The organism is Serratia sp. TSA_198.1 (assembly GCF_052686505.1).
On record NZ_JBQZFP010000002.1, the window covers coordinates 383,765 to 409,113 of the forward strand.

Genomic DNA, 25,349 nt, shown 5'->3' on the forward strand with positions numbered 1-25,349 from the left:
CTTGAAAGGTGACGGGTGTTACGGAGAGCATCGCCTTTACCGCGGTGAGGGGGGTGCCCTGATGGATCAATGAACCCAATCAGTGATGGGACTCATGCAAAACCACCAAATTCCCCAAGCCACGTCGTCATTGAGCTCGTGGCTTTATTATCTTGAACGTCTGCACAGCCAGGCGATCGAACTTGGCCTGGAACGCGTACAGCGCGTTGCGGCGCATCTTGATTTACTCACTCCCGCACCGACGGTGTTCACCGTTGCCGGCACCAACGGCAAAGGCACGACTTGCCGGACTCTGGAAGCCATTCTGATGGCAGCCGGTCTGCGCGTTGGCGTTTACAGTTCGCCGCATCTGGTGCGCTATACCGAACGGGTGCGCATTCAGGGCGATGAGCTGAGCGAAACGGAGCACTGCCGTTCGTTTGCCGCCATTGAGGCGGGTCGGGGTGAAACCTCACTGACCTATTTCGAATTTGGCACCCTGTCGGCGCTGCAACTGTTCAAACAGGCTAAGCTTGACGCGGTGATCCTGGAAGTTGGCCTTGGCGGCCGCCTGGATGCGACCAACATCGTCGATCCGAGCGTGGCTGTGGTCACCAGCATCGCGCTGGATCATACCGACTGGTTGGGCAACGATCGCGAAAGCATCGGCCGCGAGAAGGCCGGGATTTTCCGCGGCGGCAAGCCGGCGGTGGTGGGCGAGCCGGATATGCCTGACACCATTCGCGAGGTAGCGGAAACGCTGGGCGCGACGCTGTATCGCCGTGGCGAAGCCTGGACTTACAGCGAACAGGGCGAACGCTGGCAGTGGGAAGGCGGCGGCACGCGGCTGACCGACCTGCCGATGCCCAACGTCCCGCTAGCCAATGCCGCGACCGCGTTGGCGGCGTTGCATTATTCCGCGTTGGAAATCGATGAGCGGGCGATCTTCACCGGCCTGCAGCAGGCGACGCTGCCTGGGCGCTTCCAGATTGTGCGACAGGATCCGATGCTGATCCTGGACGTGGCGCATAACCCGCACGCCGCAGGCTATCTGGCCGGGCGTTTGGCCAAGTTGCCGCGTAATGGCGGCAAGGTGCGTGCCGTGGTGGGCATGCTGTCGGATAAAGACATCGCCGGCACGCTGGCTTGCCTGAGCGAGCAGGTGGATGAATGGTATTGCGCGCCGCTGGAAGGGCCGCGTGGAGCCAGCGTGGAATCGCTGGCGCAACATTTGACGGAACCGCGGCAGTTTGCCGATGTCGAAACTGCCTGGCGTCAGGCTATGCAGGACGCTGATATTCAGGATATTGTGATCGTCTGTGGATCGTTCCACACCGTTGCGCACGTGATGGCGGCGTTAGACGAGATGCGGGGAGTGTGAGTGGCAAGCAAATTTCAAAACCGATTGGTAGGAACCGTCATTCTGGTCGCGCTGGGGGTCATCATCCTGCCAGGGCTACTGGATGGAAAAAAGAAACATTACGAGGATGAATTCGCGGCCATTCCCTTGGTGCCGAAACCGGGTGACGTGGAAGAAAACGACGTGGTGCCGCCGGTAACCCAGTCTTTGCCGGCGCAGCCGCCGGAGGGGGCGGGCGCACTGGTCGAGCAGCAGGCAGCGAACGAAGCGGCCTCGCAGCAGGCCGTGCGCCAGACGGCGCAACAGCCGGTTCAGGTCGCGCCGCCGGTCGAAACTCGCCCGGTGCAACAACCGAAACCGAAGCCGGTCGAAACCAAACCGGTGGAAGTGAAACCAAAACCGGTTGAAACCAAGCCGGTGGAAGTGAAGCCAAAGCCGGTGCAGCAGCCGAAACCGGTTGTTCAGCCGAAGCCTGAGGTTGTTCCGGAGGTTAAAGCGGAGCCCAAAGTTGAGCCGAAGCCAGAACCTAAACCAGAACCTAAGCCAGAACCGAAACCGGCCGCAGAAGAGAAAGCGCCGGCAGGGCAGGCTTATGTGGTGCAACTGGGGGCGCTGAAAAACGCCGCCAAGGTGAATGAGGTTGTGGCGTCGCTCAGGCTGTCCGGCTATCGCGCCTTCACCGTGCCGTCAACGCCGGTGCAGGGGCAGATCACCCGGATCTACGTTGGCCCGGACGCTTCAAAACAGAAGTTGCAGTCTTCGCTGTCTGCGCTGAACTCCATCAGCGGTTTGAGCGGCCAGGTGAAGCCCTACGGCGCACGTTGACAGGATTGGGGCACAGCATGCTGTGCCCCTGAATCGATGAGTGCTGGTGTAATCACTATTAAAAATGTGCCTTTCACAGGCAAAACGGCCTATGTAGGTGCGGCGATTGGGAATTTTTTTATCGCCGTTTTTTATTTGTAACGTGCTAGGAAATCCCCTACGCAAACGTTTTCTTTTTCTGTTAGAATTCGCCGCGAATTGGATGCAGGGGCGATTCATCATTGGAATAGTTCATGGTCTGGATTGATTACGTCATTATAGCGGTGATTGGATTTTCGGCTCTGGTGAGCCTGATCCGAGGGTTTGTTCGCGAAGCATTGTCACTTGTGACATGGGGATGTGCGTTTTTTGTTGCCAGCCATTTCTACTCTTACCTTGCGGTCTACTTCACTCGTTTTGAAGATGAACTGGTGCGAAACGGCATCGCGATTGCCATCTTGTTTATCGCGACCCTGATCGTAGGAGCTATTGTCAACTATGTGATTAGCTCACTGGTAGAGAAAACCGGGTTATCAGGCACCGACCGGGTGCTGGGCGTCTGTTTCGGCGCACTGCGCGGCGTGTTGATCGTTTCGGCGATGCTGTTTTTCCTGGATACCTTTACCGGCTTCTCGCAAAGTGACGACTGGAAACAGTCACAGCTCATTCCCCAGTTCAGTTATATCATCAGGTGGTTCTTTGACTACCTGCAGAGCACGTCGAGTTTCTTACCGACCCATTTACCGGGGCGGTAGCGCTGATGAGGAAAAGACAACATGTGCGGTATTGTCGGTATCGCCGGTTTTATGCCGGTAAACCAGTCGATTTATGATGCGTTGATGGTGCTTCAGCACCGTGGCCAGGATGCCGCAGGCATCGTCACCATAGATGCCCACAACGGGTTCCGTCTGCGTAAAGCAAATGGTCTGGTGAAGGATGTGTTTGAGGCACGCCATATGCAGCGCTTGCAGGGCAACATGGGTATTGGCCATGTGCGCTACCCGACGGCTGGCAGCTCCAGTGCCTCAGAGGCTCAACCATTTTATGTAAACTCGCCGTTCGGCCTTACGCTGGCCCATAACGGCAACCTGACCAACGCCCATGAGCTGCGCCAATCGCTGTTTGAAAGCGGTCGCCGCCATATCAACACCACCTCCGATTCCGAGATCCTGCTGAACGTACTGGCCAGCGAGCTGGACCGCTTCCAGGATTATCCGCTGGAGTCAGACAACATTTTCACCGCCGTTGCCGCCATGCATCAGCAACTGCGTGGCGCTTACGCCTGCGTGGCGATGATCATCGGCCACGGTCTGCTGGCGTTCCGCGACCCGAACGGCATCCGCCCGCTGGTGATCGGCAAACGCCAGCTTGAAGATGGCCGTAACGAGTATATGGTGGCTTCCGAGAGCGTAGCGCTGGATACGTTGGGCTTCGAGTTCCTGCGCGACGTGGCGCCGGGCGAAGCGGTGTACATCACCGAGAAGGGCCAACTGTTCACCCGCCAGTGCGCAGAGAACCCGAAAACCAACCCGTGCCTGTTCGAATTCGTCTACTTCGCACGTCCAGATTCCTTTATGGACAAGATTTCGGTCTACAGCGCCCGTGTGCGCATGGGGCAGAAGCTGGGTGAGAAGATTGCCCGCGAATGGGAAGATTTGGACATCGACGTGGTGATCCCGATCCCGGAAACGTCCTGCGATATCGCGTTGGAAATCGCTCGTATCCTGGATAAGCCGTATCGCCAGGGTTTTGTGAAGAACCGCTACGTCGGCCGTACCTTCATCATGCCGGGCCAGCAGGCGCGCCGTAAGTCGGTACGCCGCAAGCTGAACGCCAACCGCGCCGAGTTCCGCGACAAGAACGTGCTGCTGGTGGATGACTCTATCGTCCGCGGTACCACGTCCGAGCAGATCGTTGAGATGGCGCGTGACGCCGGGGCGAAACGCGTTTATCTGGCTTCCGCTGCGCCGGAAATTCGTTTCCCGAACGTGTACGGCATCGATATGCCGAGTGCCAACGAACTGATTGCCCACGGTCGTGAAGTGGATGAAATCCGCCAAATCATCGGTGCCGACGGTCTGATCTTCCAGGATCTGAACGATCTGATCGAAGCGGTGCGCGAAGAGAACCCGGACATCAGCCAGTTCGAATGCTCGGTGTTTAACGGCATCTATGTTACCAAGGACGTAGACCAGAACTACCTCGAGTATCTGGAATCGCTGCGCAACGACGACGCCCAGGCGATGCGTGGCCAGACCGAAGCAGAAAATCTGGAAATGCATAACGAAGGTTAAGCCTAAGCGCTAGCCAAAAAGGTGCACCGCGGCGTTTGTCGCGGTGCATTATCCTCCCCGACTTGCTTATGCACCGCCATTCCGGCAAAGTCTGCCTGATCCTACTTTCTCTTCGGCAGAGGCCAGCTTTATGAAACGACTCATCATCGGTATTTCCGGCGCCAGCGGCGCAATCTACGGCGTGCGCCTGTTGCAGGCATTGCGTGACGTCGCAGAGGTGGAAACCCATTTGGTGATGAGCAATGCGGCGCGGCAAACGCTTTCGCTGGAAACCGAGCTCGGTCTGCGTGAAGTGCAGGCGTTGGCTGACGTGGTGCATGACGCACGCGACATCGGTGCCAGCATTTCTTCCGGCTCGTTCAAAACCCTGGGTATGGTGATTTTACCTTGCTCAATCAAGACGTTATCCGGTATCGCCAACAGCTATAGCGACGGCCTGCTGACGCGCGCCGCCGATGTGGTCCTGAAGGAGCGCCGCCGGCTGGTGTTGTGCGTGCGCGAAACCCCGTTGCATATCGGCCATTTGCGCCTGATGACGCAGGCGGCGGAGATGGGCGCGGTGATCATGCCACCGGTACCTGCTTTTTATCACCAACCGAAAAGCGTCGATGACATCATCGATCAAACCGTGAATCGGGTGGTCGATCAGTTCGACATTGAATTACCGAAAGATTTGTTCACCCGCTGGCAAGGCTCCAATTAACAAATTTATCCCCAATTTGGCACATTTGTGCAACACCGCACTGAATTAGGGCGGCGCATGCACCATAATGATCCCACTCCATCACGTTCACTGTTTCAAGGCTCTGGCATTTTGTCATTGCCCGTGACGCGGCCCTGACTGGCCGATTTATTTTTGCGGTTATCGTCCCAGGAAACAGTTTTGTGAAGGCCGGAGCCGTTCCCTCCGCCTACAGCAACAAATGTGGCACGATTACTGCAAATTGATTTGGTGGGAAAGTAATGCCCGCAGTGGCATCAGAAAAATCAATTTGAGGGTAATTTATGAAAAAGCTGGTTAAGGTTCTTCCTTTAGTCTTGGCTTTGAGCGCAGTAAGCAGCGCATTTGCCGCGCTACCATCGACGCTGAAGATAGGTACCGATCCGACCTATGCACCATTTGAATCCAAAAATGCCAAAGGTGAGTTGGTCGGCTTTGATATCGATCTGGCCAAAGAGCTGTGCAAACGCATAAATACCCAATGTACCTTTGTGGAAAGCGATTTTGACGCACTGATCCCCTCTCTGAAGGCGAAGAAAATTGACGCCATCATTTCTTCTTTGTCGATCACTGAAAAACGCCAGCAGGAAATTGCCTTTACCGACAAGCTGTACGCCGCTAACGCCCGTCTGATCGCGCCGAAAGGCTCGAAGCTGCTGCCAACGGTGGACGCGCTGAAAGGCAAGAGCGTGGGCGTGCTGCAGGGCACCACCCAGGAAGCCTACGCGAACGCCATGTGGCAGCCTAAGGGCATCACCGTGGTGCCTTACCAGAACCAGGACCTGGTATATGCCGACCTGGCATCCGGCCGTATCGATGCCGCCTTCCAGGATGAAGTGGCGGGCAGCGACGGCTTCCTGAAGCAGCCTCCGGGCAAGGATTACGCTTTCGCCGGCGAATCGGTGAAGGATGACAAGTTCTTTGGCGTGGGCACCGGTATGGGGCTGCGCAAGACCGATACCGAACTGAAGGCGGCGCTGGATAAAGCCTTTGCCGACATGCGCAAAGACGGCACTTACGACAAGTTTGCGAAAAAATACTTCGATTTTGACGTCTACGGCGGTTAATCCCACGTACCGTTCCATGGTGTGACTACGGGGCCGGCCTGCTGGCCCCGATGGTTCGGGCTCCAATGACGACAGGGTGAAGTAGATGCTGCAAGGCTATTCCCAACTGATATTTGAGGGCGCTCTGGTGACGCTGGAACTGGCCCTCAGTTCCGTACTGCTGGCGCTGGTGATTGGTTTGATCGGTGCCGGCGGCAAGCTTTCCCATAACCGCCTGCTTTCTACGCTGTTTGGTGCCTATACCACGCTGATCCGCGGCGTGCCTGATTTGGTGCTGATGCTGCTGATTTTCTACGGCCTGCAGATTGCGCTGAACAACCTCACAGAACTGCTCGGCTTTTCGCAAATTGATATCGATCCGCTCAGCGCGGGGATTATTACCCTCGGCTTTATCTATGGTGCCTATTTCACGGAAACCTTTCGCGGCGCTTATATGGCGGTGCCGAAGGGGCAGATCGAGGCGGCCACCGCCTACGGTTTTTCAGGCTCACAGATTTTCCGCCGCATTTTATTCCCTGCAATGATGCGTTTTGCCCTGCCGGGCATCGGCAACAACTGGCAGGTGATCCTCAAGGCGACGGCGCTGGTGTCGATTCTGGGTCTGAACGACGTGGTGAAGGCCACTCAACTGGCCGGCAAAGGCACCTATCAGCCATTCTTCTTTGCGATAGTGGCCGGTGTGGTTTATCTGATTTTTACCACCGTTTCCAATGGCGTGTTGTTGTGGCTTGAACGGCGTTATTCATTGGGCGTCAAGAGGGCCGAATTATGATCGAGATTTTGCAACAGTATGGACAATCGCTGCTGTGGAGCGACGGCTACCGTTTCACCGGTGTGGCGGTCACGCTGTGGCTGCTGATCTCATCGGTGGTGATGGGCGGCTTGCTGGCGATACCTATGGCGGTAGCGCGCGTTTCCTCAATCTCCTGGGTGCGTTTTCCGGTGTGGCTCTACACCTACATATTCCGCGGCACGCCGCTGTATGTGCAGCTGTTGGTGTTTTATTCGGGGATGTACAGCCTGGAGATCGTGCGAGGTACGGATTTCCTCAACGCGTTCTTCCGCAGCGGGCTCAACTGCACCATTCTGGCGCTGACGTTGAACACCTGCGCCTACACCACCGAGATCTTCGCCGGGGCGATCCGCGCGGTGCCGCACGGTGAAATTGAGGCGGCCAGCGCCTATGGGTTCTCTCGCTTCAAAATGTACCGCTGCATCATTCTGCCTTCGGCGCTGCGCACCGCGCTGCCGGCTTACAGCAACGAAGTGATCCTGATGCTGCATTCCACGGCTCTGGCGTTTACCGCCACCGTGCCGGATCTGTTGAAGATAGCGCGAGATATCAACGCGGCGACCTATCAGCCGTTCTATGCCTTCGGCATCGCGGCTGTGCTGTATCTGGCGATCTCCTACGTATTGATCAGCCTGTTCCGCAAGGCCGAAAAACGCTGGATGGCGCACGTTAGTCACTGATAATGACGGGGAAAAACCATGTCTGAAAATAAATTAGCCGTCACTGAACTGCATAAGCGTTATGGGGAGCACGAAGTACTGAAAGGCGTGTCACTGGCGGCGAATGCAGGGGATGTGATTAGCATCATTGGCTCTTCGGGGTCCGGTAAAAGCACTTTTTTGCGCTGCATTAACTTCCTGGAGAAACCCAGCGAAGGCTCCATCAGCCTGAATAATGAAGATATTCGCATGGTGCGCGACAAGGACGGCCAACTGAAGGTGTTTGACAAGAAACAGCTGCAATTGCTGCGTACTCGTCTGACCATGGTGTTCCAGCACTTTAACCTGTGGAGCCACATGACCGTGCTGGAGAACGTGATGGAAGCGCCGGTGCAGGTGCTGGGGTTGAGCAAGACCGAAGCGCGCGAGCGCGCGGTGCGTTATCTGGATAAGGTGGGCATCGACGAACGTGCTCGCGGCAAATACCCGGTGCATCTGTCGGGTGGCCAGCAGCAGCGTGTGTCCATCGCCCGTGCGTTGGCAATGGAACCGGAGGTGCTGTTGTTTGATGAGCCGACGTCGGCACTGGATCCGGAGCTGGTGGGGGAAGTGCTGCGCATCATGCAGAAGCTGGCTGAAGAGGGGAAAACCATGGTGGTGGTGACGCACGAGATGGAATTTGCGCGCCATGTATCAAGCCACGTGATTTTCCTGCATAAAGGGCTTATTGAAGAGCAGGGACCACCGGCTGAGCTGTTTGGCAATCCAAAAAGCCCGCGCCTGCAGCAGTTCCTTTCCGGCGCTTTAAAATAATCGGTTGCCGGGGCCCTGCTCCGCCGGGCCCCGGCATTCCCCTCAACGGGCGTCGATCCGTTGATTGATAACGTCATCCAGCGCCTGTTCCAGCTCCAGAAAGCGGAAACTGAACCCCGCCTCCTCCAACCGTCTCGGCACCGCCCGTTGGCCGCCCAAGACCAGCACCGCCGCTTCCCCCATCAGTAAACGCATGGCAAATGCCGGCACGCGCAAAAACGCCGGACGATCGAGCACGTTGGCGAGTTGGGCTGCGAACTGTTCGTTATGCACCGGGTAGGGGGCGACCATATTGAAGGGGCCCTGCAGGGTGGCGTGTTCCAGCAAATAAAGAATGCCGTTGACCATGTCGTCGAGATGTATCCAGGGCAGATATTGGCGGCCATTGCCTATCGGCCCGCCCAGCCCCAGACGGAACGGCGGCAGCATTTTCGCCAGCGCTCCGCCTTTGCTTGCCAGCACCACGCCGGTGCGCAGCAGGCAGACACGGGTCGCGTCGCTTTGCGCTTGCAGTGCCAGGGATTCCCACCGTTGGCAGAGCTGATGGGTGAATTCGTCATGCGGAGCTTCATCTTCGGTGACTACCGCCTGGCCCTGATCGCCATAGTAGCCGGCGGCGGAACCGGAAATCAGCACGCCGGGCGGCGAGCTGCCGGCGTTAATCAACGCCGCTAACCGTTCGGTCAGATCCCAACGGCTGTGACACAGGCGCTCTTTCTGCGCCTTGCTCCAGCGTTTATCGGCGATAGGCTCACCGGCCAGGTTGATCACGGCGTCAAAGCCATCCAGCGACGTTTGGTCCTGCAACGTTGACCAGTAGCTGACTTGTTCGCCAAACCGTTCATGCGCACGTTGTACGTCACGGGTCAGTACCGTGATTGAGTGAGACAGACTCAGCAGCCGCTGCGTCAGGCTGCTCCCTATCAATCCTGTGGCGCCGGTGATCAGGATCCGCATGGTCAACCTCCCTGATACGCTATTGTTTCAGCCCCGGCGATAACTCATGGTCATGGAAACCGAGTCGGCATAACGCAGGGCCAGTAGTTTATCGATCTCTACTTCAGCATAGGTTACCCAGGCATGTTCTTTCACGATATCGAGCACATCCTGAGTTAATTTTTCCAGCAGAGCGAAGCGGTTATCTTCAACATGGCGGATGATCGCTTTGGTGATGGTGCGGTAGTTGAGCGCGTCGTCGATGTTTTCGCTATTGCGCGCCTTATCCGCCGGGTAGTGGATTGCTACGTTAATCAGGACGTCCTGGCGGTTGTTGATTTCTTCTTCCTTGATACCGATGAAAGTACGCAACCGCAGATTTTTGATACGAATAATGGCGTCGGGTTGACTGAATGACATCAGAGAGTCTCCACAGGTCTGATTATTGGCGCTCAGAATACACGGAAAGTAGGGAAAAGATAACGAGCTGGAGAAAACTCCCCGGAGGCCGGGGAGTCGGGCGGTTAACCCTGTTCGGCCAGCTTGTAGGCGCGCCCGGTCGCCGGGCGGTTGCTGATGCGTTCGAACCAGTTGCGTACTGCCGGATAATCCGCCAGATCAATGCGCTGGCGCGGATGCGAAACCACCCAGGGATAGGTGGCGATATCGGCAATGCTGTAGTTGTCGCCGCCCAGATACGGGTGCTTTTGCAGCTCGGCTTCCAGCACGCCATACAGGCGCTTGGTTTCCAGATGGTAACGTTCGATGGCGTAAGGCACCGGTTGCGGCGCGTAATGGTTGAAATGATGGTTCTGCCCGAGCATGGGCCCGAAGCCGGCTACCTGCCAGAACAGCCACTGTAGCGTGGCGGCGCGCTCACGCAGCCCTTTGCTCAGCAACTTGCCGGTTTTCTCCGCCAGATACAGCAGGATTTCGCCGGATTCGAACAGGCTGATAGGCGCACCGCCGTCAACCGGTTGCTGATCGACAATCGCCGGGATTTTGTTGTTGGGTGAAATGCTCAGAAAGTCCGGCTTGAACTGGTCGCCGGCGCTGATGTTTACGCGGTGGATACGGTAAGGTAAGCCAACCTCCTCCAGAAACAGGGTAATTTTGTGACCGTTGGGAGTAGGCGCGTAATACAGGTCAATCATGGTGCCTCCTGCGGTAAAGTGATCTGTAAGTCATTACACGTTGCAGCGATCTTCGCCGCATACAAAGGTATATCAAAGATTCAACTATACCCGATGAATTTCAAGTTGCTGCCAACATGCAGCTTGAAAGGCAACGGGGATATAGAGTTACCAACAATAGCAGCTAAGAATAGCAGGCTATGTGAGATTCGTCTGATGCTATATCCGCAAGAGATATCACAATTTCAGGCCAATGAGGTTTGACCTCTTGTCAGCCTTGCCGTCCTGGGCCACTGCGCTAAAATAGCGCATATATCCATGCTAAAGGAATGGTTATGAAGCTGATATTCGCCTCCGATATACACGGTTCGCTCCCCGCCACTGAAAGCGTCCTGGATCGATTTGAACAAAGCGGGGCCGACTGGCTGATTCTTCTGGGCGATTTGCTGAATCATGGGCCGCGAAATGCACTGCCGGCAGGTTATCAGCCCGTTCAGGTTGCCGAACAATTGAATCGCTATAGCGACAAGATCATCGCCGTTCGCGGCAATTGTGACAGTGAAGTTGATCAAATGTTGCTGACGTTTCCCATCACCGCATCCTGGCAGCAGGTGTTGTTGCAAAAAAGACGATTGTTTTTAACCCACGGTCACCTTTATCATCCCTCGGCACTGCCGCCGTTATCTTCCGGCGATGTCCTGGTCTATGGCCACAGTCATGTACCGCAGGCGGAACGGCAGGGAGAGATTTACTGCTTTAATCCAGGGTCGGTCAGCATTCCGAAGGGGGGCTTTCCCGCCAGTTATGGCATACTGGAGGAGGGCATTTTAAGTGTGGTTACCCTGCACGGCGGCAAGGCTGTTGCAGAGGTGGCATTAACGCACTAATTTATACACACACAATAAAAATCTTTGAAAAACACTCATTGATTAACCAGCGCGCGGGATGCAACGCGCCAAAATAGAAGGTTTTAGAGGATGGCGGAACAGGGTCAGGCTGCAGATACCGAGTGGGTTGATATCGTCAACGAGCAAAACGAAGTGATTGCTCAATCAAGTCGCCAACAAATGCGTGCTCAACGGCTGCGTCATCGTGCTACCTATATTGTGGTGCATGATGGAATGGGTAAAATTCTGGTGCAGCGTCGCACCGACATTAAAGACTTCTATCCGGGCTGGCTGGATGCCACCGCGGGCGGGGTGGTACAAAGCGGCGAGAACGTGCTGGATTCCGCACGCCGCGAGGCGGAAGAGGAATTGGGTATTGCCGGCGTGCCTTTCGCCGAACATGGCCTGTTCTATTTTGAAGAAGAACAGTGCCGGGTATGGGGCGCACTGTTTAGCTGCGTTTCCCACGGGCCTTTTGCCTTGCAGGAAGAGGAAGTGGTTGAGGTGAGCTGGCTGACGCCGGAAGAGATCACCGCCCGCTGCGACGAGTTCACACCGGATTCGCTGAAGGCGCTGTCGCTGTGGCTGACGCGCAACAACGAGCAGGCTTACGGTAAACCGCTACGCGACACCGACGAAAACGCCTGAGAGTCGCCAGGTCGTCAACATGAAAAAGCCGGTCATATGACCGGCTTTTTTTATCGGATAACGCTGGGGTTATCAGGCTTTGGCGGCCGCATCAGCCTGTGCAGACTGAATGGCGGTCAATGCCACGGTGTAAACGATATCGTCGACCAGTGCGCCGCGTGACAGGTCATTCACCGGCTTGCGCATGCCTTGCAGCATTGGCCCGATGGATACCAGGTCAGCAGAACGCTGTACCGCTTTATAAGTGGTGTTACCGGTGTTCAGATCCGGGAAGATGAACACGGTAGCCTGGCCTGCAACCGGCGAGTTCGGCGCTTTGGATTTCGCGACGTCGGCCATGATAGCGGCGTCGTACTGCAACGGGCCATCGATGATCAGATCAGGACGTTTTTCCTGTGCCAGGCGTGTTGCCTCGCGCACTTTCTCGACGTCGCTGCCCGCACCGGAGTTGCCGGTAGAGTAGGAGATCATCGCCACGCGCGGCTCGATACCGAAGGCGGCGGCGGAGTCTGCAGACTGAATCGCGATTTCAGACAACTGCTCGGCGGTTGGGTCCGGGTTGATCGCGCAGTCGCCGTAGACCAGAACCTGGTCAGGCAGCAGCATGAAGAACACGGAGGACACCAGCGAGCTGCCCGGAGCGGTTTTGATCAGCTGCAGCGGTGGGCGGATGGTGTTGGCGGTGGTGTGAACCGCGCCGGAAACCAGACCGTCGACTTCGCCTTTCTCCAGCATCAGAGTGCCGAGAACCACGTTATCTTCCAACTGCTCGCGCGCAACCACTTCGGTCATGCCTTTGCTTTTACGCAGCTCAACCAGACGCGGCACGTATTGCTCGCGCACGGCGACCGGATCAACGATTTCGATGCCTTTGCCCAGCTCAACGCCCTGAGCCGCAGCTACGCGCTGGATCTCGTCCGGGTTGCCCAGCAAGACGCATTCCGCGATACCGCGTTCGGCACAGATGGCCGCCGCTTTCACGGTGCGTGGCTCGTCGCCTTCCGGCAGTACGATGCGTTTGCCGGCTTTACGCGCCAGTTCGGTCAGCTCGTAACGGAACGCCGGTGGAGACAGACGACGTGAACGCTCGGAGGTGGCGGTCAGCGACTCGATCCACTCTGCGTTAATGTGGCTGGCCACGTAGTTCTGCACTTTCTCGATGCGCTGATGATCGTCCGCCGGCACTTCGAGGTTGAAGCTTTGCAGGCTGAGCGAAGTCTGCCAGGTGTTGGTGTCGACCATAAATACCGGCAGGCCGGTCTGGAAGGCGCGTTCACACAGCTTTTTGATTGGCGCATCGATGGCGTAGCCGCCGGTCAACAGAATGGCGCCGATTTCCACGCCGTTCATCGCCGCCAGACAGGCGGAAACCAGCACGTCAGGACGGTCTGCCGAGGTGACCAGCAGGGAGCCCGGACGGAAGTGTTCCAGCATGTGCGGAATGCTGCGCGCACAGAAGGTTACGGACTTCACGCGGCGAGTCATGATATCGCCTTCGTTGATCACGGTAGCCTTCAGGTGGCGAGCCATGTCGATGGCGCGAGTGGCGATCAGATCGAAGCTCCACGGCACGCAGCCCAGTACCGGCAGCGGGCTGTTGGCAAACAGCTGAGCAGGATCAACGTTAGTCACGCTGGCTTTGGTGGAGTCGTCGAAGATCTCGGACAGGTCAGGGCGAGTGCGGCCCTGCTCGTCAACCGGAGCATTCAATTTGTTGATGATGACGCCGGTGATGTTTTTGTTTTTGCTGCCGCCGAAGCTGCTGCGTGCCAGCTCAATGCGTTCTTTCAGCTGTGCCGGGGAATCGTTGCCCAGCGCCAGGACGAAGACGATTTCCGCATTCAGGGTTTTGGCGATTTCATAGTTCAGCGCGTTGGCGAACTGGTGTTTACGGGTCGGCACCAGGCCTTCGATCAGCACCACTTCCGCGTCTTTGGTGTTCTCATGGTAGCGCGCTACGATCTCTTCCATCAGCACATCCTGCTGGTTGGAGCTCAGCAAGCCCTCAACGTAGCTCATGCGCAGCGGTTCGGCCGCCGGAATGGTGGAGTTGCTGCGGATGATGGTGGTGGTCTGGTCGAGAGAGTCGCCGCCGGTGCGTGGCTGGGCGATAGGTTTGAACACGCTCAGACGAACGCCTTTCTGCTCCATGGAGCGGATGACACCCAGGCTGACGCTGGTCAGACCGACGCTGGTGCCAGTGGGGATCAACATAATTGTACGTGACACAGAATAGTCCTCTTCACGATTAACATGAGGCTAAAACAGCACCGCCAGCCTTGGCTGACGGTGTCGGAGAGCGTTACGCGGTCAGACGGGATGCGTCTTGCGCGATGACCAACTCTTCGTTGGTCGGGATAACCAGTGCCAGGCGGCTGCCGTCTTTGGTGATGGTGCCGGATTTACCGAAACGGGCGGCCATATTGCGCTCGTGGTCAATCTCAAAGCCCAGCAGGCCCAGTTTGTCCAGGGTCAGCTCACGCACCATGCCGGCGTTTTCGCCGATGCCGCCGGTGAAGATCACTGCGTCCAGACGGCCTTCCATCAGTGCGCTGTAAGCGCCGATGTATTTGGCCAGACGGTGGCAGAACACATCCATTGCACGCTTGGCGTCGGCTTTGCTTGTGTAGTTGTCTTCAACATAACGGCAGTCGCTGGTGACTTCGGTCAGGCCCAGCAGACCGGATTCTTTGGTCAGCATTTTGTTGATTTGATCAACGCTCATGCCCAGGGAGTCGTGCAGGTGGAAGATGATCGCCGGATCGATGTCACCGCTGCGGGTACCCATCACCAGGCCTTCCAACGGAGTCAGGCCCATGGAAGTGTCAACGCACTTCCCGTTGCGCACTGCGGTAACGGAACCGCCGTTACCCAAGTGGCAGGTGATCACGTTCACTTCTTCAACCGGCTTGTTCAGCATCTTCGCGGCTTCTTGGGTCACGTAGAAGTGGCTGGTGCCGTGCGCGCCATAGCGGCGAACGCCGTGATCGCGATACAGGCTGTACGGCAGGGCGTACAGGAAAGATTCTTCCGGCATGGTCTGGTGGAATGCGGTGTCAAACACGGCAACGTTTTTATCCGCCAGGTTAGGGAAGGATTTCAGTGCTTCAGCAATACCGATCAGGTGCGCTGGGTTATGCAGTGGTGCAAATGGCACCGAATCTTTGATACCCTGCAAGACTTCATCGTTGATCACGGCAGACGCGGTAAACTTCTCGCCGCCGTGCACAATGCGGTGACCGATAGCGGTCAGCTGTGCAGAAAGCTCCGGTTTTTGTGCCAGAATAGTATTAACAATGTAGTTCAGTGCTTCGCTGTGCGCAGCGCCGGCACCCAAGGCCGCTTCGTGTTTGGCGCCGTCCATCTTCCACTTGAGGCGAGCCTCAGGCAGGTGGAAACATTCGGCCAGGCCGGAGAGGTGTTCTTCACCGTTGACAGCATCGATGATAGCGAATTTCAGGGAAGAACTGCCGCAGTTAAGGACCAGTACTAGCTTACTCGACATGGAAGTACCTACTTAAATAGTTCGTGTTGTTAAAGGAAAACCAAAACACGTGGTGAATTAATCGTCAATCAGACAACAAGCGTAGCGCATAATGCCGTTGACATTTATGATTAACATCATGTGAAGTGCACAAATCACATGATGATGAAAAAACCGATGATTTCTCTGCGGTTTAAGTAATCTTCATTTTTATAGGGCTAAAAGTTGACAGAATTATTGTCATCTTCTACCGGCCAAAAGGCCGGCCTAGGATACCGATAGCCTGCAGCAAACACAAAATAAATTTAAAGCTTCAAATTTTTTAGTATTGTGTTTGCAGTACCCCCATTTTTACTACGTGACGTTGAGGTACGCGATGACGAGCAAACCGTCTGGTTCCGTAAGCTGGTTTCAGGTCTTCCAGCGCGGGCAGCATTATATGAAAACCTGGCCGTCAGACAAACGTCTGGCTCCGGTCTTTCCGGAGAATCGCGTTGCGAGCGCCACCCGTTTTGCCGTCCGTTTTATGCCGCCGCTGGCGGTGTTTACCCTGACCTGGCAGATTGCGCTGGGCGGCCAGCTCGGCCCGGCGATCGCCACCGCGTTGTTCGCCTGCAGCATGCCGATGCAGGGCCTGTGGTGGTTGGGGCGTCGTTCGGTCACGCCGTTGCCGCCAACGCTGCTGCAGTGGTTCCATGAAGTGCGCAACAGGCTGACGGAGGCCGGTCAGGCGGTAGCGCCGGTGGAAGGGACCCCGACCTATCAAACGCTGGCGGATCTGCTGAAACGTGCCTTCAAGCAGTTGGATAAAACCTTCCTGGACGATCTTTAAACGTTAAAGGGCCGCAGCGATAGCGGCCTTTTTCGTGATAACGCCAATAACCCCGGTTTAAATCAAAGAACGGTCGAGTTGTGATTTCCTGCGATATTGCGCTGTGCGATGCTTTCGTCATAAGCAATTTACCGAGGAAATTATGATGGAAATGACCCATGCCCAACGACTGATCCTGTCGAACCAGTACAAGATGATGACTCTGCTCGACCCGGACAACACTGAACGTTACCGCCGTTTGCAGACGATCATCGAGCGTGGTTTTGGTTTGCAGATGCGCGAGCTGGATCGCGATTTCGGCGAAATGAGCGAAGAGGTGTGCCGCACTATCATCAACGTGATGGAGATGCACCACGCCTTGCAGGTCTCCTGGGATAATCTGAAAGACAAACAGGGTATCGAGGCGCGTCGCCTGGCTTTTCTCGGCTTTGATGCCGCCACTGAAGCGCGCTATCTTAGCTATGTACGTTTCCTTGTTACCACCGAGGGGCGCTATACTCATTTCGATTCCGGCAGCCACGGCTTTAACGCCCAAACCAAGATGTGGGAAAAATACCAGCGTATGCTGGCAATCTGGCTGTCATGCCCGCGTCAGTACCACCTGAGCGCCGTTGAGATTGCGCAAATTATCAATGCCTGATTAAAAGAGGTTTCCTGTGGAGTGTAAGGGTTTTCTGTTCGATCTTGATGGGACGTTGGTTGATTCTCTGCCGGCGGTGGAACGTGCCTGGGTTAACTGGGCCAAACGCCGTGGCATTAATCCACAGGACGTACTGGATTTTATTCACGGTAAACAGGCCATTACCTCGTTGCGCCACTTTATGCCCGGTGAAAGTGAGGCCGCCATTCAGCAGGAGTTTCTGCTGCTGGAACAGGTAGAGGCGCAGGATACCGACGGCGTCACCGCACTGCCGGGGGCCGCGGCCTTGCTGGCGCGGTTGAATGCGCTCGACATTCCGTGGGCGATCGTCACCTCCGGCTCTATTCCGGTCGCCACTGCCCGCCGTAACGCCGGCGGCTTGCCGCAGCCGGAGGTGTTTATCACCGCCGAGCAGGTAAAACATGGCAAGCCTCAGCCGGACGCCTATCTGTTGGGCGCCGAGCGACTGGGGCTGGCACCGCAGGATTGCGTGGTGGTTGAAGATGCGGCTGCCGGGATCCTTTCCGGGTTGGCGGCAGGCTGCCAGGTGATCGCGGTGAACGCCCCGGCCGATGCGCCCAAGTTGGATCAGGTCGATCTGCTGCTGTCATCCCTGGAGCAAATCGCGGTGAGGAAGACAGAGCAGGGCGCCGCAATCGATCGGGTTGCCTGACGGGCCTTATCTTCACCCAAATTGATTAGACCCCGCATCGGCGGGGTTTTTTTATGCTAATTTTTAAGACCTTGACTATGTCTGCCGGATGAGGCCGTTTTGAACAGCGAATTACTGTGGGTGCTGAGTTTACTGTTGATTGCCATCGTGCTGTTTACCACCAACAAGCTGCGGATGGACGTGGTGGCGCTGCTGGTGATCATCGCTTTTGTGTTGAGCGGTACGCTGACCCTGCAGGAAGCGACGGTGGGTTTCAGCGATCCCAACGTGATCCTGATTGCCGCGTTGTTTGTGATTGGCGAAGGGCTGGTGCGTACCGGCGTGGCCTATCAGGTGGGCGACTGGCTGGTGAAAGTCGCCGGCAGCAGTGAAACCAAAATGCTGATGTTGTTGATGATCACCGTAGCCGGGTTGGGGGCGTTTATGAGCTCGACCGGCGTAGTGGCGATCTTTATCCCGGTGGTGCTCAGCGTGGCGGCACGGATGAAAATCGCGCCGGGCAGGTTGATGATGCCACTGAGTTTTGCCGGCCTGATCAGCGGGATGATGACGCTGGTGGCAACACCGCCGAACATGGTGGTGAACAGCGAACTGGTGCGTGAAGGTATCGGCGGCTTCGGTTTCTTTGGCGTGACGCCGGTTGGGCTGGTGGTGTTGGTGCTGGGCGTGGGATACATGCTGGTGGCGCGGCGCTGGCTGGGCAATAACGACGGGGATAAAAGCCGGGAGACTTGGCAACGCCGCACCTTCCGCGATCTGATCCGCGACTACGAACTGACCGGCAGGGCGCGCCGGTTGGCGATCCGCAGCGGATCGCCTCTAGTGGGCCGCTCGCTGGATGAATTGCATCTGCGCGCCCGCTACGGGGCCAATGTGGTGGGGATCGAACGCTGGAAGCGCTTCCGGCGGGTGATGGTCAGCGCATTCGGCAGTACCGAACTGCGAGAAGGCGACGTACTGTTGATCGACATGTCGGACAGTCAGATCGACTTGCGCGAGTTTTGCAGCGAGCAGCAACTGGAGCCGATGGTGCTGCGCGGCGACTATTTCTCCGAACAGGCGCGTAACGTCGGCATGGCGGAGGTATCGTTGATTCCGGATTCGACGCTACTGGGTAAAAGCCTGCGCGAATCGACGTTCCGCAGTCGCTATGATTTGAACGTGGTCGGTATTCGCCGCCATGGCGAAACCCTGTCGGGCAAACTGGTGGATGAATCGCTGACGTTGGGCGATATCCTGCTGGTGATTGGCGACTGGAAGGCAATCCGCCAACTGCAGGCAAAAACCCATGATTTTATTGTCCTCAATTTGCCGGCAGAGGTGGACGAGGTCGCCCCGGCCATCACCCAGGCACCGCACGCGCTGTTTTGCCTGGCGCTGATGGTGGCGATGATGCTGACCGATGAAATCCCCAATCCGATCGCCGCGCTGATCGCCTGCTTGCTGATGGGAAAATTCCGTTGCATCGACATGGAAAGCGCCTATAAGTCGATTCACTGGCCGAGCATCATTTTGATTGTCGGCATGATGCCGTTCGCCCAAGCGCTGCAGAAAACCGGTGGGGTGGACTTGATCGTGCGTGGATTGATGGACGTTGCCGGCGGTGCCGGGCCGCGCGTGATGCTGGTGTGCCTGTTTGCGCTGTGCGCCGCGATAGGTCTGTTTATCTCCAACACCGCCACCGCCGTGCTGATGGCGCCGATCGCCATTGCCGCTGCGCGCGAGATGGGCGTTTCGCCATACCCGTTCGCCATGATTATCGCCATTGCCGCCTCGGCCGCCTTTATGACGCCGGTCTCTTCGCCGGTGAACACGCTGGTACTGGGGCCGGGGAACTATAAGTTCGGTGATTTTGTGCGGATCGGCGTGCCGTTCACGCTGCTGGTCATGTTGGTCAGCGTGATTATTGTGCCGTGGCTGTATGCATTTTAACGGCGCAGCGGGCTGCGCCAGGGCAGTTACAGGGAAGAGTCCAGGCTGATTTCATCCAGCGACAGGCTGAAGCTGGGGATAAACACATTCATGAAATAATCCATTTCCGGGCTGCTGCGCTGTTGCAGGGTCTTTTCAAGCCGGGCTTTCGCCAGCTTGAATTCGTTGTTGCCGGCAGACAGCTCCTCCAGGCATTTCAGGTAGGCGCACAGCGCATCGGCCTGTTTCACCACCAGTTTTTCGTCTTCGGTGTAGTAATGCTCATCGAGAATCGACCGGAAATCGTTACGTAATTCCGCCGGGATCATATCCAGCAGCTTCTGCTGGGCGATTTTTTCGATTTTCTTATACTCGTGGGCGATCTGCGGATTGTAGTACTTGATCGGCGTTGGCATATCGCCGGTAATCACTTCGCTGGCATCGTGGTACATCGCCAGCAGGGCGACGCGCTCGGCGCTCAGGTTGCCATTGAATTTTCGGTTTTTGATCACCGCCAACGCATGGGCGACAAACGCCACTTGCAGGCTGTGTTCGGAAACGTTCTCGGTACGTACGTTGCGCATCAGCGGCCAGCGGTTGATCAGTTTCAAGCGGGACAGGTGGGCAAAGAAATGGCTCTGGCTCATGGTGCTCTCTTCTACAACGGCAAGTGAGGGTTCCATTGTGAGCAGTGACGACGGGTTATGCAACCGGGGCGTGCAGGGAAGGGGCGCAGCAACCGGCTGCGCCCGTTGAGATTACTGACGATAACTTTCCAGGAAGCGGCCCAGTTTGCCCACGGCCATTTCCAGTTCATCGACGCGCGGCAGGGTAACGATACGCACGTGGTCGGGATACGGCCAGTTGAATGCGCTGCCTTGCACCAGCAGCACTTTTTCCTGCAGCAGCAGATCCAGCACCATTTTCTGGTCATCATGAATGTTAAAGCGTTTGGCATCGATGCGCGGGAACATATACAGCGCGCCCTGAGGCTTCACGCAGGAAACGCCTGGAATGTCATTCAGCAGTTCCCAGGTACGGTTACGCTGTTCATACAGGCGGCCGCCGGGTTGAATAAACTCGCTGATGCTCTGGTAGCCACCCAGCGCAGTTTGGATCGCGTGTTGCATCGGCACGTTGGCGCACAGGCGCATGGACGCCAGCATCTCCAGCCCTTCGATATAGCCTTTGGCATGTTTCTTCGGCCCGTTCAGGACCATCCAGCCCTGACGGAAGCCCGCAACGCGGTAGGTTTTGGACAGCCCGTTGAAGGTGACGGTCAGCAGATCCGGTGCCAGCGCGGCGATAGAATGGTGTTCGGCTTCGTCATACAGAATCTTGTCGTAAATCTCATCCGAGAAGATGATCAGGTTGTGCTGGCGTGCGATCTCGACAATCTGCTCCAGCAGTTCTTTGCTGTATACCGCGCCGGTCGGATTGTTCGGGTTAATGATCACAATGCCGCGGGTGCGTGGCGTGATTTTGCTGATAATGTCGTCCAGATCCGGGAACCAGCCCGCCTGCTCATCGCACAGGTAATGCACGGCCTTGCCGCCGGACAGTGACACAGCGGCAGTCCACAGCGGGTAATCCGGTGCCGGCACCAGCATTTCGTCACCGCTGTTCAGCAGCGCCTGCATGGATTGCACGATCAGCTCAGAAACCCCATTGCCGATGTAGATATCCTCAACGGTCACGTCACGGATGTTACGCGCCTGGTAGTGCTGCATGATCGCTTTACGCGCCGAGAAGAGCCCTTTGGAATCGGAATAGCCTTGCGCCGTCGGCAGATTGCGGATCACATCGACCAGGATTTCATCAGGGGCGTCGAAACCAAACGGGGCAGGGTTGCCGATGTTCAGTTTGAGGACTTTATTGCCTTCTTCTTCAAGACGTTTAGCTTCTTTGAGCACCGGGCCGCGAATGTCATAACAGACGTTGTCCAGTTTATGGGATTTCTCAATGGGGGACATAGAAAGTTGGGCCTTTTGCTGGAATGGGGGCGTTCCTACCGTGGAACACCGCAACCCGCTCAATGTACTCCTGGCGCTGGCGCTTTTGAAGGGTTATGCACGCCTTTGGTGCAAACGAGTGGTCCAAAGGCCAATTTCAGCGCTGATAAGCAAGGGTAAAGTATTTATTTGGTTTTTAATATCCAATAAAAATGGTTTTGTGGTTTTTTATCCTGTTATGATGGCGTGATGTTAACATTATTGACCTTGTTCAGAACGCTGGGGCTGCAGATTCTTGCGCACTGATAAGCCAGAGGGAAGGATTACCCGGATAAACTGTAAAGAAATGATAATACCGGAGTAGTCTGATAGCGGGTTGTCAATCGGCAACCCAAACTGAGTAATATGGAGATATTACATTAGTAATATTTCAGTCTCTTTCTTAAGTAAAATTTAACTGATTGTTCCCGTATTATTCACGTGGGAAATGTTACTAATTGAATTTATTAAAATCATTAAGAGATGAACCTGCGCAACGCAGTAAATAACTTACTTCTTCTCGAGGATAGGGGAGCTAAAGCCTGTCAGATCGCGGAAATCACGCAGCACGATTGGTGTGGCAATCCAGCATTGTGAATGAGTAAAATCTTTGGTTTGGTAAAAATTAAACACTTTCACTAGTAATAAAGCACAGCGTTCTATAAGCATCCGCGATAGATCGCATTTTAAAAGGCGATAGAGGTAACGAAATATAAGTAATTTTTTTGCCCTCCACTAATGAGTGGGGTACTGTCATGTCAGGCATCGTCCCTTTAAACGATGTCTTAGAAACACACCAGGGTAGTTTGTAAATTAGAATTCAAAAAGTGAAGAAAACACTATGACAACTGCAAATCGTCCGATACTTAATCTCGACCTCGATCTGCTTAGAACCTTTGTAGCTGTTGCTGATTTGAACACCTTTGCGGCGGCGGCAGTAGCCGTTTGTCGTACCCAATCAGCCGTCAGTCAACAAATGCAGCGGTTAGAGCAACTGGTTGACAAAGAGTTGTTTGCCCGTCATGGGCGCAACAAATTATTGACCGAACACGGTATTCAGCTTCTCGGCTACGCCAGGAAAATCCTGCGCTTCAACGATGAAGCCTGTACCTCTCTGATGTACAACAATATAAAAGGTGTTTTGACTATCGGCGCTTCTGATGATACGGCCGATACCATCCTGCCTTTCCTGCTTAACCGCGTCACGTCGGTTTATCCTAAACTGGCGATTGATGTGCGGGTGAAACGCAGCCCGTTTATGCTCGATATGCTGGAAAACGGCGAAGTCGATCTGGCGATTACGACGGTGGAAACCGAGGGGCATCCGCACATTGTGCTGCGCACTTCGCCGACCCTGTGGTATTGCTCTGCGGATTACCGTTATCAGGCCGGTGAGCCGATCCCATTGGTGGTGATGGACGAACCCAGCCCGTTCCGCTCGATGGCGATCAAACACCTGGATGATGCCGGGATCCCATGGCGCATCGCTTATGTGGCCTCGACGCTTTCAGCCGTTCGTGCCGCCTGCAAGGCCGGTTTGGGGATCACAGTCCGGCCGATCGAGATGATGAGTCCTGATTTGCGGGTGCTGGGTGCGGTAGAAGGCTTGCCACCATTGCCAGATACCCAATATGCCCTGTGCAAGGACACGCAGTGCGGCAACGAACTGGCGATGGCGATTTTCAGCGCCGTACAAAACGGCAACGACAGTTACAGCTTCAATGGAGCGAGTTCATCCCAGCAGGATGATACTTGCCTGGTCGACGACGAGGAATAACCTCCCGGCGCGTTAAGCTGCACGTTAAAACCTCTGCTTCGGTGGAGGTTTTTTTTGGCCGTAATTTCGACAAAATTGACTTTATGACGGTTAGCGTGGATTTGTTAGGCGAAATGGTTATTTGTTTAACTATTCATGGTAATGAGAACCGTTATCAGATGGTGAATAAATGGTTTTGCTTGTTTTTTGAACTTGGGGGAATGCGCGTAAAGGCCTGGAATTAATATGGTTATTTTGGTAATTTATTGCAGGTGTTTTTACGTCTGAATTTGACAAAATTTGTTAAAGGCCCACACTTTTTTTGAGGAATTATGCTGAAAACGTGTCCTGGATCAAAAAAATACCCCTAGGTAGTGAGTGGAAGAACAGGAGATTCCTGAGACAATGGTATAGTAAAACTGAAATAAGCATGTTGGTTTATATCTATCTGTTTCTACACGGCAATTGACTGACACGATTTAGCCTAAGCCAGTCGCATCAAATGTTAATTAAATGATGGGTATGTAAACTAATGTGTAGATACTTTTGTCAAAGTTGACAAAAGGTTATAGAAAGGAGTAAAAAGCCCACAGTAAAACGCTGCCTAACTCTCTGTAAAAGCAGTTTGTTTGTGTGGTTAATTTATCCTTCCCTTAAATCGATGTGGTGCACTAACTGCCAGTTACAAGAGCAGTGCGATCGACGCCACTTTTGATGAGTAAGCATAGAGTATGTCAACAACCACTGAAGTTATCGCTCATCACTGGGCGTTCGCCGTATTTCTTGTCATGGCTATCGGGCTTTGCGGCCTTATGCTGCTGGGTGCGTTTTTCCTGGGCGGGAGAGCCCGCGCGCGCGCCAAACACACCCCGTTTGAATCCGGGATCGACTCGGTCGGTACGGCGCGCATGCGTCTGTCCGCCAAGTTCTACCTGGTCGCCATGTTCTTCGTCATTTTCGATGTTGAAGCCTTGTACCTGTATGCCTGGTCGGTCTCCGTTCGCGAGAGTGGTTGGGTGGGCTTTATCGAAGCCGCCATTTTCATTTTGGTGCTATTGGCCGGTTTGGTTTATCTGGTGCGTATCGGCGCATTGGATTGGACGCCGTCGCGTTCCAAACGTCTCAGTAAACCAGGCACAATCACTAACACCAACCGTCATCCGCAGTAGTCATTTGTGGTTAAAAACGAGGCATTAAGATGGACTATACGCTCACCCGCATAGACCCGAACGGTGAGAATGACCGTTACCCCCTGCAAAAACAGGAGATCGTCGCCGATCCCCTGGACCAACAGGTTCACCGCACGGTTTACATGGGTAAACTCGAGCATGCGCTGCATGACATGGTGAACTGGGGGCGTAAGAACTCTATTTGGCCATATAACTTCGGCCTTTCGTGCTGTTACGTGGAGATGGTGACGTCGTTTACCGCCGTTCACGACGTGGCGCGTTTCGGTGCTGAAGTATTGCGTGCATCGCCACGCCAGGCTGACCTGATGGTCGTGGCCGGTACTTGCTTCACCAAGATGGCCCCGGTTATTCAGCGCCTGTACGAACAGATGCTGGAGCCAAAATGGGTTATTTCGATGGGCGCCTGCGCCAACTCCGGCGGCATGTACGATATCTATTCCGTCGTGCAGGGCGTGGACAAGTTCCTGCCTGTCGACGTGTACATTCCTGGCTGCCCACCGCGCCCGGAAGCCTACATGCAAGCGCTGATGCTGTTGCAGGAATCCATCGGTAAGGAACGTCGTCCGTTGTCATGGGTTGTCGGCGATCAGGGCGTGTACCGCGCCAATATGCAGTCTGAAAGAGAGCGTAAACACGGCGAGCGTATCGCGGTGACCAACCTTCGGACGCCTGACGAGATTTAAGACGTTCATTTAACGTCCATCTTAGTGCGCTATTGGTTAACACAGCGAAAAGTGAACTTGCGGCGAAATAACCCTTTAGTGTGGTGAAAAAAAAT

General features: G+C 55.4%; 26 protein-coding genes. 19 read left to right on the plus strand and 7 right to left on the minus strand.

Features of this window, described 5'->3' with window-relative positions; translation table 11 throughout:
- Nucleotides 1–94: 94 nt before the first annotated feature.
- The 9 genes from folC to hisP all read left to right on the plus strand — a co-directional run bounded on the left by folC (nucleotide 95) and on the right by hisP (nucleotide 8,490).
- Nucleotides 95–1,360, plus strand: a complete 1,266-nt coding sequence (folC, locus tag ACUTSW_RS13210) for a bifunctional tetrahydrofolate synthase/dihydrofolate synthase (protein WP_445584612.1) — start codon at nucleotides 95–97, stop codon at nucleotides 1,358–1,360.
- Nucleotides 1,361–2,164, plus strand: a complete 804-nt coding sequence (dedD, locus tag ACUTSW_RS13215) for a cell division protein DedD (protein ID WP_063201238.1) — start codon at nucleotides 1,361–1,363, stop codon at nucleotides 2,162–2,164. It begins immediately after the preceding gene.
- Nucleotides 2,165–2,397: 233 nt separating this feature from the next.
- Nucleotides 2,398–2,898, plus strand: coding sequence for a colicin V production protein (cvpA, locus tag ACUTSW_RS13220; protein ID WP_004947341.1), 501 nt, complete (start codon nucleotides 2,398–2,400; stop codon nucleotides 2,896–2,898).
- 21 nt (nucleotides 2,899–2,919) lie between these two features.
- Nucleotides 2,920–4,437 (plus strand): amidophosphoribosyltransferase, encoded by a 1,518-nt coding sequence (purF, locus tag ACUTSW_RS13225; protein WP_004947338.1) that lies wholly within the window; start codon nucleotides 2,920–2,922, stop codon nucleotides 4,435–4,437.
- A gap of 130 nt (nucleotides 4,438–4,567) precedes the next feature.
- Complete coding sequence (locus tag ACUTSW_RS13230; RefSeq protein ID WP_013813906.1) at nucleotides 4,568–5,140, plus strand: UbiX family flavin prenyltransferase; 573 nt, start codon at nucleotides 4,568–4,570, stop codon at nucleotides 5,138–5,140.
- A 302-nt stretch (nucleotides 5,141–5,442) separates the two neighbouring features.
- Complete coding sequence (gene hisJ, locus ACUTSW_RS13235; protein WP_004947333.1) at nucleotides 5,443–6,225, plus strand: histidine ABC transporter substrate-binding protein HisJ; 783 nt, start codon at nucleotides 5,443–5,445, stop codon at nucleotides 6,223–6,225.
- Between the two features lie 85 nt (nucleotides 6,226–6,310).
- Nucleotides 6,311–6,997, plus strand: a complete 687-nt coding sequence (locus ACUTSW_RS13240) for a histidine ABC transporter permease HisQ (protein WP_004947330.1) — start codon at nucleotides 6,311–6,313, stop codon at nucleotides 6,995–6,997.
- On the plus strand, nucleotides 6,994–7,698 hold the full coding sequence (locus ACUTSW_RS13245) for an ABC transporter permease (protein WP_004947327.1): 705 nt from the start codon (nucleotides 6,994–6,996) through the stop codon (nucleotides 7,696–7,698). The genes ACUTSW_RS13240 and ACUTSW_RS13245 overlap by 4 nt, the downstream gene beginning before the upstream one ends.
- Nucleotides 7,699–7,716: 18 nt before the next feature.
- A complete protein-coding gene (gene hisP / locus ACUTSW_RS13250) occupies nucleotides 7,717–8,490 on the plus strand; it encodes a histidine ABC transporter ATP-binding protein HisP (RefSeq protein WP_004947323.1) in 774 nt (257 codons plus the stop codon).
- 42 nt (nucleotides 8,491–8,532) lie between these two features.
- Here hisP and ACUTSW_RS13255 read toward each other — a convergent pair whose 3' ends face one another.
- From ACUTSW_RS13255 to yfcG, 3 genes are all read right to left on the minus strand, one after another.
- Nucleotides 8,533–9,447 carry a TIGR01777 family oxidoreductase gene (locus ACUTSW_RS13255; RefSeq protein ID WP_004947320.1) on the minus strand — a complete coding sequence of 305 codons (915 nt, stop codon included), beginning with the start codon at nucleotides 9,445–9,447 and terminating at the stop codon, nucleotides 8,533–8,535.
- A gap of 27 nt (nucleotides 9,448–9,474) precedes the next feature.
- On the minus strand, nucleotides 9,475–9,846 hold the full coding sequence (gene folX / locus ACUTSW_RS13260) for a dihydroneopterin triphosphate 2'-epimerase (protein ID WP_004947317.1): 372 nt from the start codon (nucleotides 9,844–9,846) through the stop codon (nucleotides 9,475–9,477).
- 104 nt (nucleotides 9,847–9,950) lie between these two features.
- A complete protein-coding gene (gene yfcG, locus ACUTSW_RS13265) occupies nucleotides 9,951–10,580 on the minus strand; it encodes a GSH-dependent disulfide bond oxidoreductase (protein WP_004947314.1) in 630 nt (209 codons plus the stop codon).
- A gap of 314 nt (nucleotides 10,581–10,894) precedes the next feature.
- On the opposite strand from yfcG, the gene yfcE reads away from it, so the two are divergent.
- Both yfcE and yfcD read left to right on the plus strand, forming a co-directional pair.
- On the plus strand, nucleotides 10,895–11,446 hold the full coding sequence (gene yfcE / locus ACUTSW_RS13270; RefSeq protein ID WP_004947311.1) for a phosphodiesterase: 552 nt from the start codon (nucleotides 10,895–10,897) through the stop codon (nucleotides 11,444–11,446).
- A 90-nt stretch (nucleotides 11,447–11,536) separates the two neighbouring features.
- A complete protein-coding gene (yfcD, locus tag ACUTSW_RS13275) occupies nucleotides 11,537–12,094 on the plus strand; it encodes an NUDIX hydrolase YfcD (RefSeq protein WP_004947308.1) in 558 nt (185 codons plus the stop codon).
- A 72-nt stretch (nucleotides 12,095–12,166) separates the two neighbouring features.
- Here yfcD and pta read toward each other — a convergent pair whose 3' ends face one another.
- Both pta and ackA read right to left on the minus strand, forming a co-directional pair.
- Nucleotides 12,167–14,323 carry a phosphate acetyltransferase gene (gene pta, locus ACUTSW_RS13280; protein ID WP_062868104.1) on the minus strand — a complete coding sequence of 719 codons (2,157 nt, stop codon included), beginning with the start codon at nucleotides 14,321–14,323 and terminating at the stop codon, nucleotides 12,167–12,169.
- 73 nt (nucleotides 14,324–14,396) lie between these two features.
- A complete protein-coding gene (ackA, locus tag ACUTSW_RS13285; RefSeq protein WP_445584613.1) occupies nucleotides 14,397–15,599 on the minus strand; it encodes an acetate kinase in 1,203 nt (400 codons plus the stop codon).
- Nucleotides 15,600–15,954: 355 nt separating this feature from the next.
- On the opposite strand from ackA, the gene yfbV reads away from it, so the two are divergent.
- The 4 genes from yfbV (at nucleotide 15,955) to ACUTSW_RS13305 (ending at nucleotide 19,655) form a co-directional block, all read left to right on the plus strand.
- Nucleotides 15,955–16,410: a terminus macrodomain insulation protein YfbV gene (yfbV, locus tag ACUTSW_RS13290; protein ID WP_004947297.1), complete on the plus strand. Its 456-nt coding sequence runs from the start codon at nucleotides 15,955–15,957 to the stop codon at nucleotides 16,408–16,410.
- A gap of 145 nt (nucleotides 16,411–16,555) precedes the next feature.
- Nucleotides 16,556–17,050: a YfbU family protein gene (locus ACUTSW_RS13295; protein ID WP_197912942.1), complete on the plus strand. Its 495-nt coding sequence runs from the start codon at nucleotides 16,556–16,558 to the stop codon at nucleotides 17,048–17,050.
- Nucleotides 17,051–17,066: 16 nt separating this feature from the next.
- A complete protein-coding gene (locus tag ACUTSW_RS13300; RefSeq protein ID WP_063196799.1) occupies nucleotides 17,067–17,723 on the plus strand; it encodes a sugar phosphatase in 657 nt (218 codons plus the stop codon).
- A 99-nt stretch (nucleotides 17,724–17,822) separates the two neighbouring features.
- Entirely contained in the window at nucleotides 17,823–19,655 is a 1,833-nt protein-coding gene (locus ACUTSW_RS13305) for an SLC13 family permease (RefSeq protein ID WP_445584614.1), read from the plus strand.
- 26 nt (nucleotides 19,656–19,681) lie between these two features.
- Here ACUTSW_RS13305 and yfbR read toward each other — a convergent pair whose 3' ends face one another.
- A complete protein-coding gene (gene yfbR, locus ACUTSW_RS13310) occupies nucleotides 19,682–20,281 on the minus strand; it encodes a 5'-deoxynucleotidase (RefSeq protein ID WP_006317020.1) in 600 nt (199 codons plus the stop codon).
- A 111-nt stretch (nucleotides 20,282–20,392) separates the two neighbouring features.
- Nucleotides 20,393–21,607, minus strand: a complete 1,215-nt coding sequence (locus ACUTSW_RS13315) for a pyridoxal phosphate-dependent aminotransferase (RefSeq protein ID WP_004947286.1) — start codon at nucleotides 21,605–21,607, stop codon at nucleotides 20,393–20,395.
- A 40-nt stretch (nucleotides 21,608–21,647) separates the two neighbouring features.
- Between ACUTSW_RS13315 and ACUTSW_RS13320 the strand changes: the two genes are divergently transcribed.
- From ACUTSW_RS13320 to ACUTSW_RS13335, 4 genes are all read left to right on the plus strand, one after another.
- Nucleotides 21,648–21,836: a hypothetical protein gene (locus ACUTSW_RS13320; RefSeq protein ID WP_445584615.1), complete on the plus strand. Its 189-nt coding sequence runs from the start codon at nucleotides 21,648–21,650 to the stop codon at nucleotides 21,834–21,836.
- A gap of 630 nt (nucleotides 21,837–22,466) precedes the next feature.
- Nucleotides 22,467–23,402 carry a transcriptional regulator LrhA gene (lrhA, locus tag ACUTSW_RS13325; protein WP_004947284.1) on the plus strand — a complete coding sequence of 312 codons (936 nt, stop codon included), beginning with the start codon at nucleotides 22,467–22,469 and terminating at the stop codon, nucleotides 23,400–23,402.
- A gap of 710 nt (nucleotides 23,403–24,112) precedes the next feature.
- Nucleotides 24,113–24,550 (plus strand): NADH-quinone oxidoreductase subunit A, encoded by a 438-nt coding sequence (locus ACUTSW_RS13330; RefSeq protein WP_004947282.1) that lies wholly within the window; start codon nucleotides 24,113–24,115, stop codon nucleotides 24,548–24,550.
- 29 nt (nucleotides 24,551–24,579) lie between these two features.
- Nucleotides 24,580–25,254: a NuoB/complex I 20 kDa subunit family protein gene (locus ACUTSW_RS13335; protein WP_004947278.1), complete on the plus strand. Its 675-nt coding sequence runs from the start codon at nucleotides 24,580–24,582 to the stop codon at nucleotides 25,252–25,254.
- The last annotated feature ends 95 nt before the right edge of the window (nucleotides 25,255–25,349 follow it).

Coding starts and splice junctions, on each gene's coding strand:
- folC (WP_445584612.1), top strand. CDS start 95: ATGCAAAACCACCAAATTCCCCAAGCCACGTCGTCATTGAGCTCGTGG.
- cvpA (WP_004947341.1), top strand. CDS start 2,398: ATGGTCTGGATTGATTACGTCATTATAGCGGTGATTGGATTTTCGGCT.
- purF (WP_004947338.1), top strand. CDS start 2,920: ATGTGCGGTATTGTCGGTATCGCCGGTTTTATGCCGGTAAACCAGTCG.
- ACUTSW_RS13230 (WP_013813906.1), top strand. CDS start 4,568: ATGAAACGACTCATCATCGGTATTTCCGGCGCCAGCGGCGCAATCTAC.
- hisJ (WP_004947333.1), top strand. CDS start 5,443: ATGAAAAAGCTGGTTAAGGTTCTTCCTTTAGTCTTGGCTTTGAGCGCA.
- ACUTSW_RS13240 (WP_004947330.1), top strand. CDS start 6,311: ATGCTGCAAGGCTATTCCCAACTGATATTTGAGGGCGCTCTGGTGACG.
- ACUTSW_RS13245 (WP_004947327.1), top strand. CDS start 6,994: ATGATCGAGATTTTGCAACAGTATGGACAATCGCTGCTGTGGAGCGAC.
- hisP (WP_004947323.1), top strand. CDS start 7,717: ATGTCTGAAAATAAATTAGCCGTCACTGAACTGCATAAGCGTTATGGG.
- ACUTSW_RS13255 (WP_004947320.1), bottom strand. CDS start 9,447: ATGCGGATCCTGATCACCGGCGCCACAGGATTGATAGGGAGCAGCCTG.
- folX (WP_004947317.1), bottom strand. CDS start 9,846: ATGTCATTCAGTCAACCCGACGCCATTATTCGTATCAAAAATCTGCGG.
- yfcG (WP_004947314.1), bottom strand. CDS start 10,580: ATGATTGACCTGTATTACGCGCCTACTCCCAACGGTCACAAAATTACC.
- yfcE (WP_004947311.1), top strand. CDS start 10,895: ATGAAGCTGATATTCGCCTCCGATATACACGGTTCGCTCCCCGCCACT.
- yfcD (WP_004947308.1), top strand. CDS start 11,537: ATGGCGGAACAGGGTCAGGCTGCAGATACCGAGTGGGTTGATATCGTC.
- ackA (WP_445584613.1), bottom strand. CDS start 15,599: ATGTCGAGTAAGCTAGTACTGGTCCTTAACTGCGGCAGTTCTTCCCTG.
- yfbV (WP_004947297.1), top strand. CDS start 15,955: ATGACGAGCAAACCGTCTGGTTCCGTAAGCTGGTTTCAGGTCTTCCAG.
- ACUTSW_RS13295 (WP_197912942.1), top strand. CDS start 16,556: ATGGAAATGACCCATGCCCAACGACTGATCCTGTCGAACCAGTACAAG.
- yfbR (WP_006317020.1), bottom strand. CDS start 20,281: ATGAGCCAGAGCCATTTCTTTGCCCACCTGTCCCGCTTGAAACTGATC.
- ACUTSW_RS13315 (WP_004947286.1), bottom strand. CDS start 21,607: ATGTCCCCCATTGAGAAATCCCATAAACTGGACAACGTCTGTTATGAC.
- lrhA (WP_004947284.1), top strand. CDS start 22,467: ATGACAACTGCAAATCGTCCGATACTTAATCTCGACCTCGATCTGCTT.
- ACUTSW_RS13330 (WP_004947282.1), top strand. CDS start 24,113: ATGTCAACAACCACTGAAGTTATCGCTCATCACTGGGCGTTCGCCGTA.
- ACUTSW_RS13335 (WP_004947278.1), top strand. CDS start 24,580: ATGGACTATACGCTCACCCGCATAGACCCGAACGGTGAGAATGACCGT.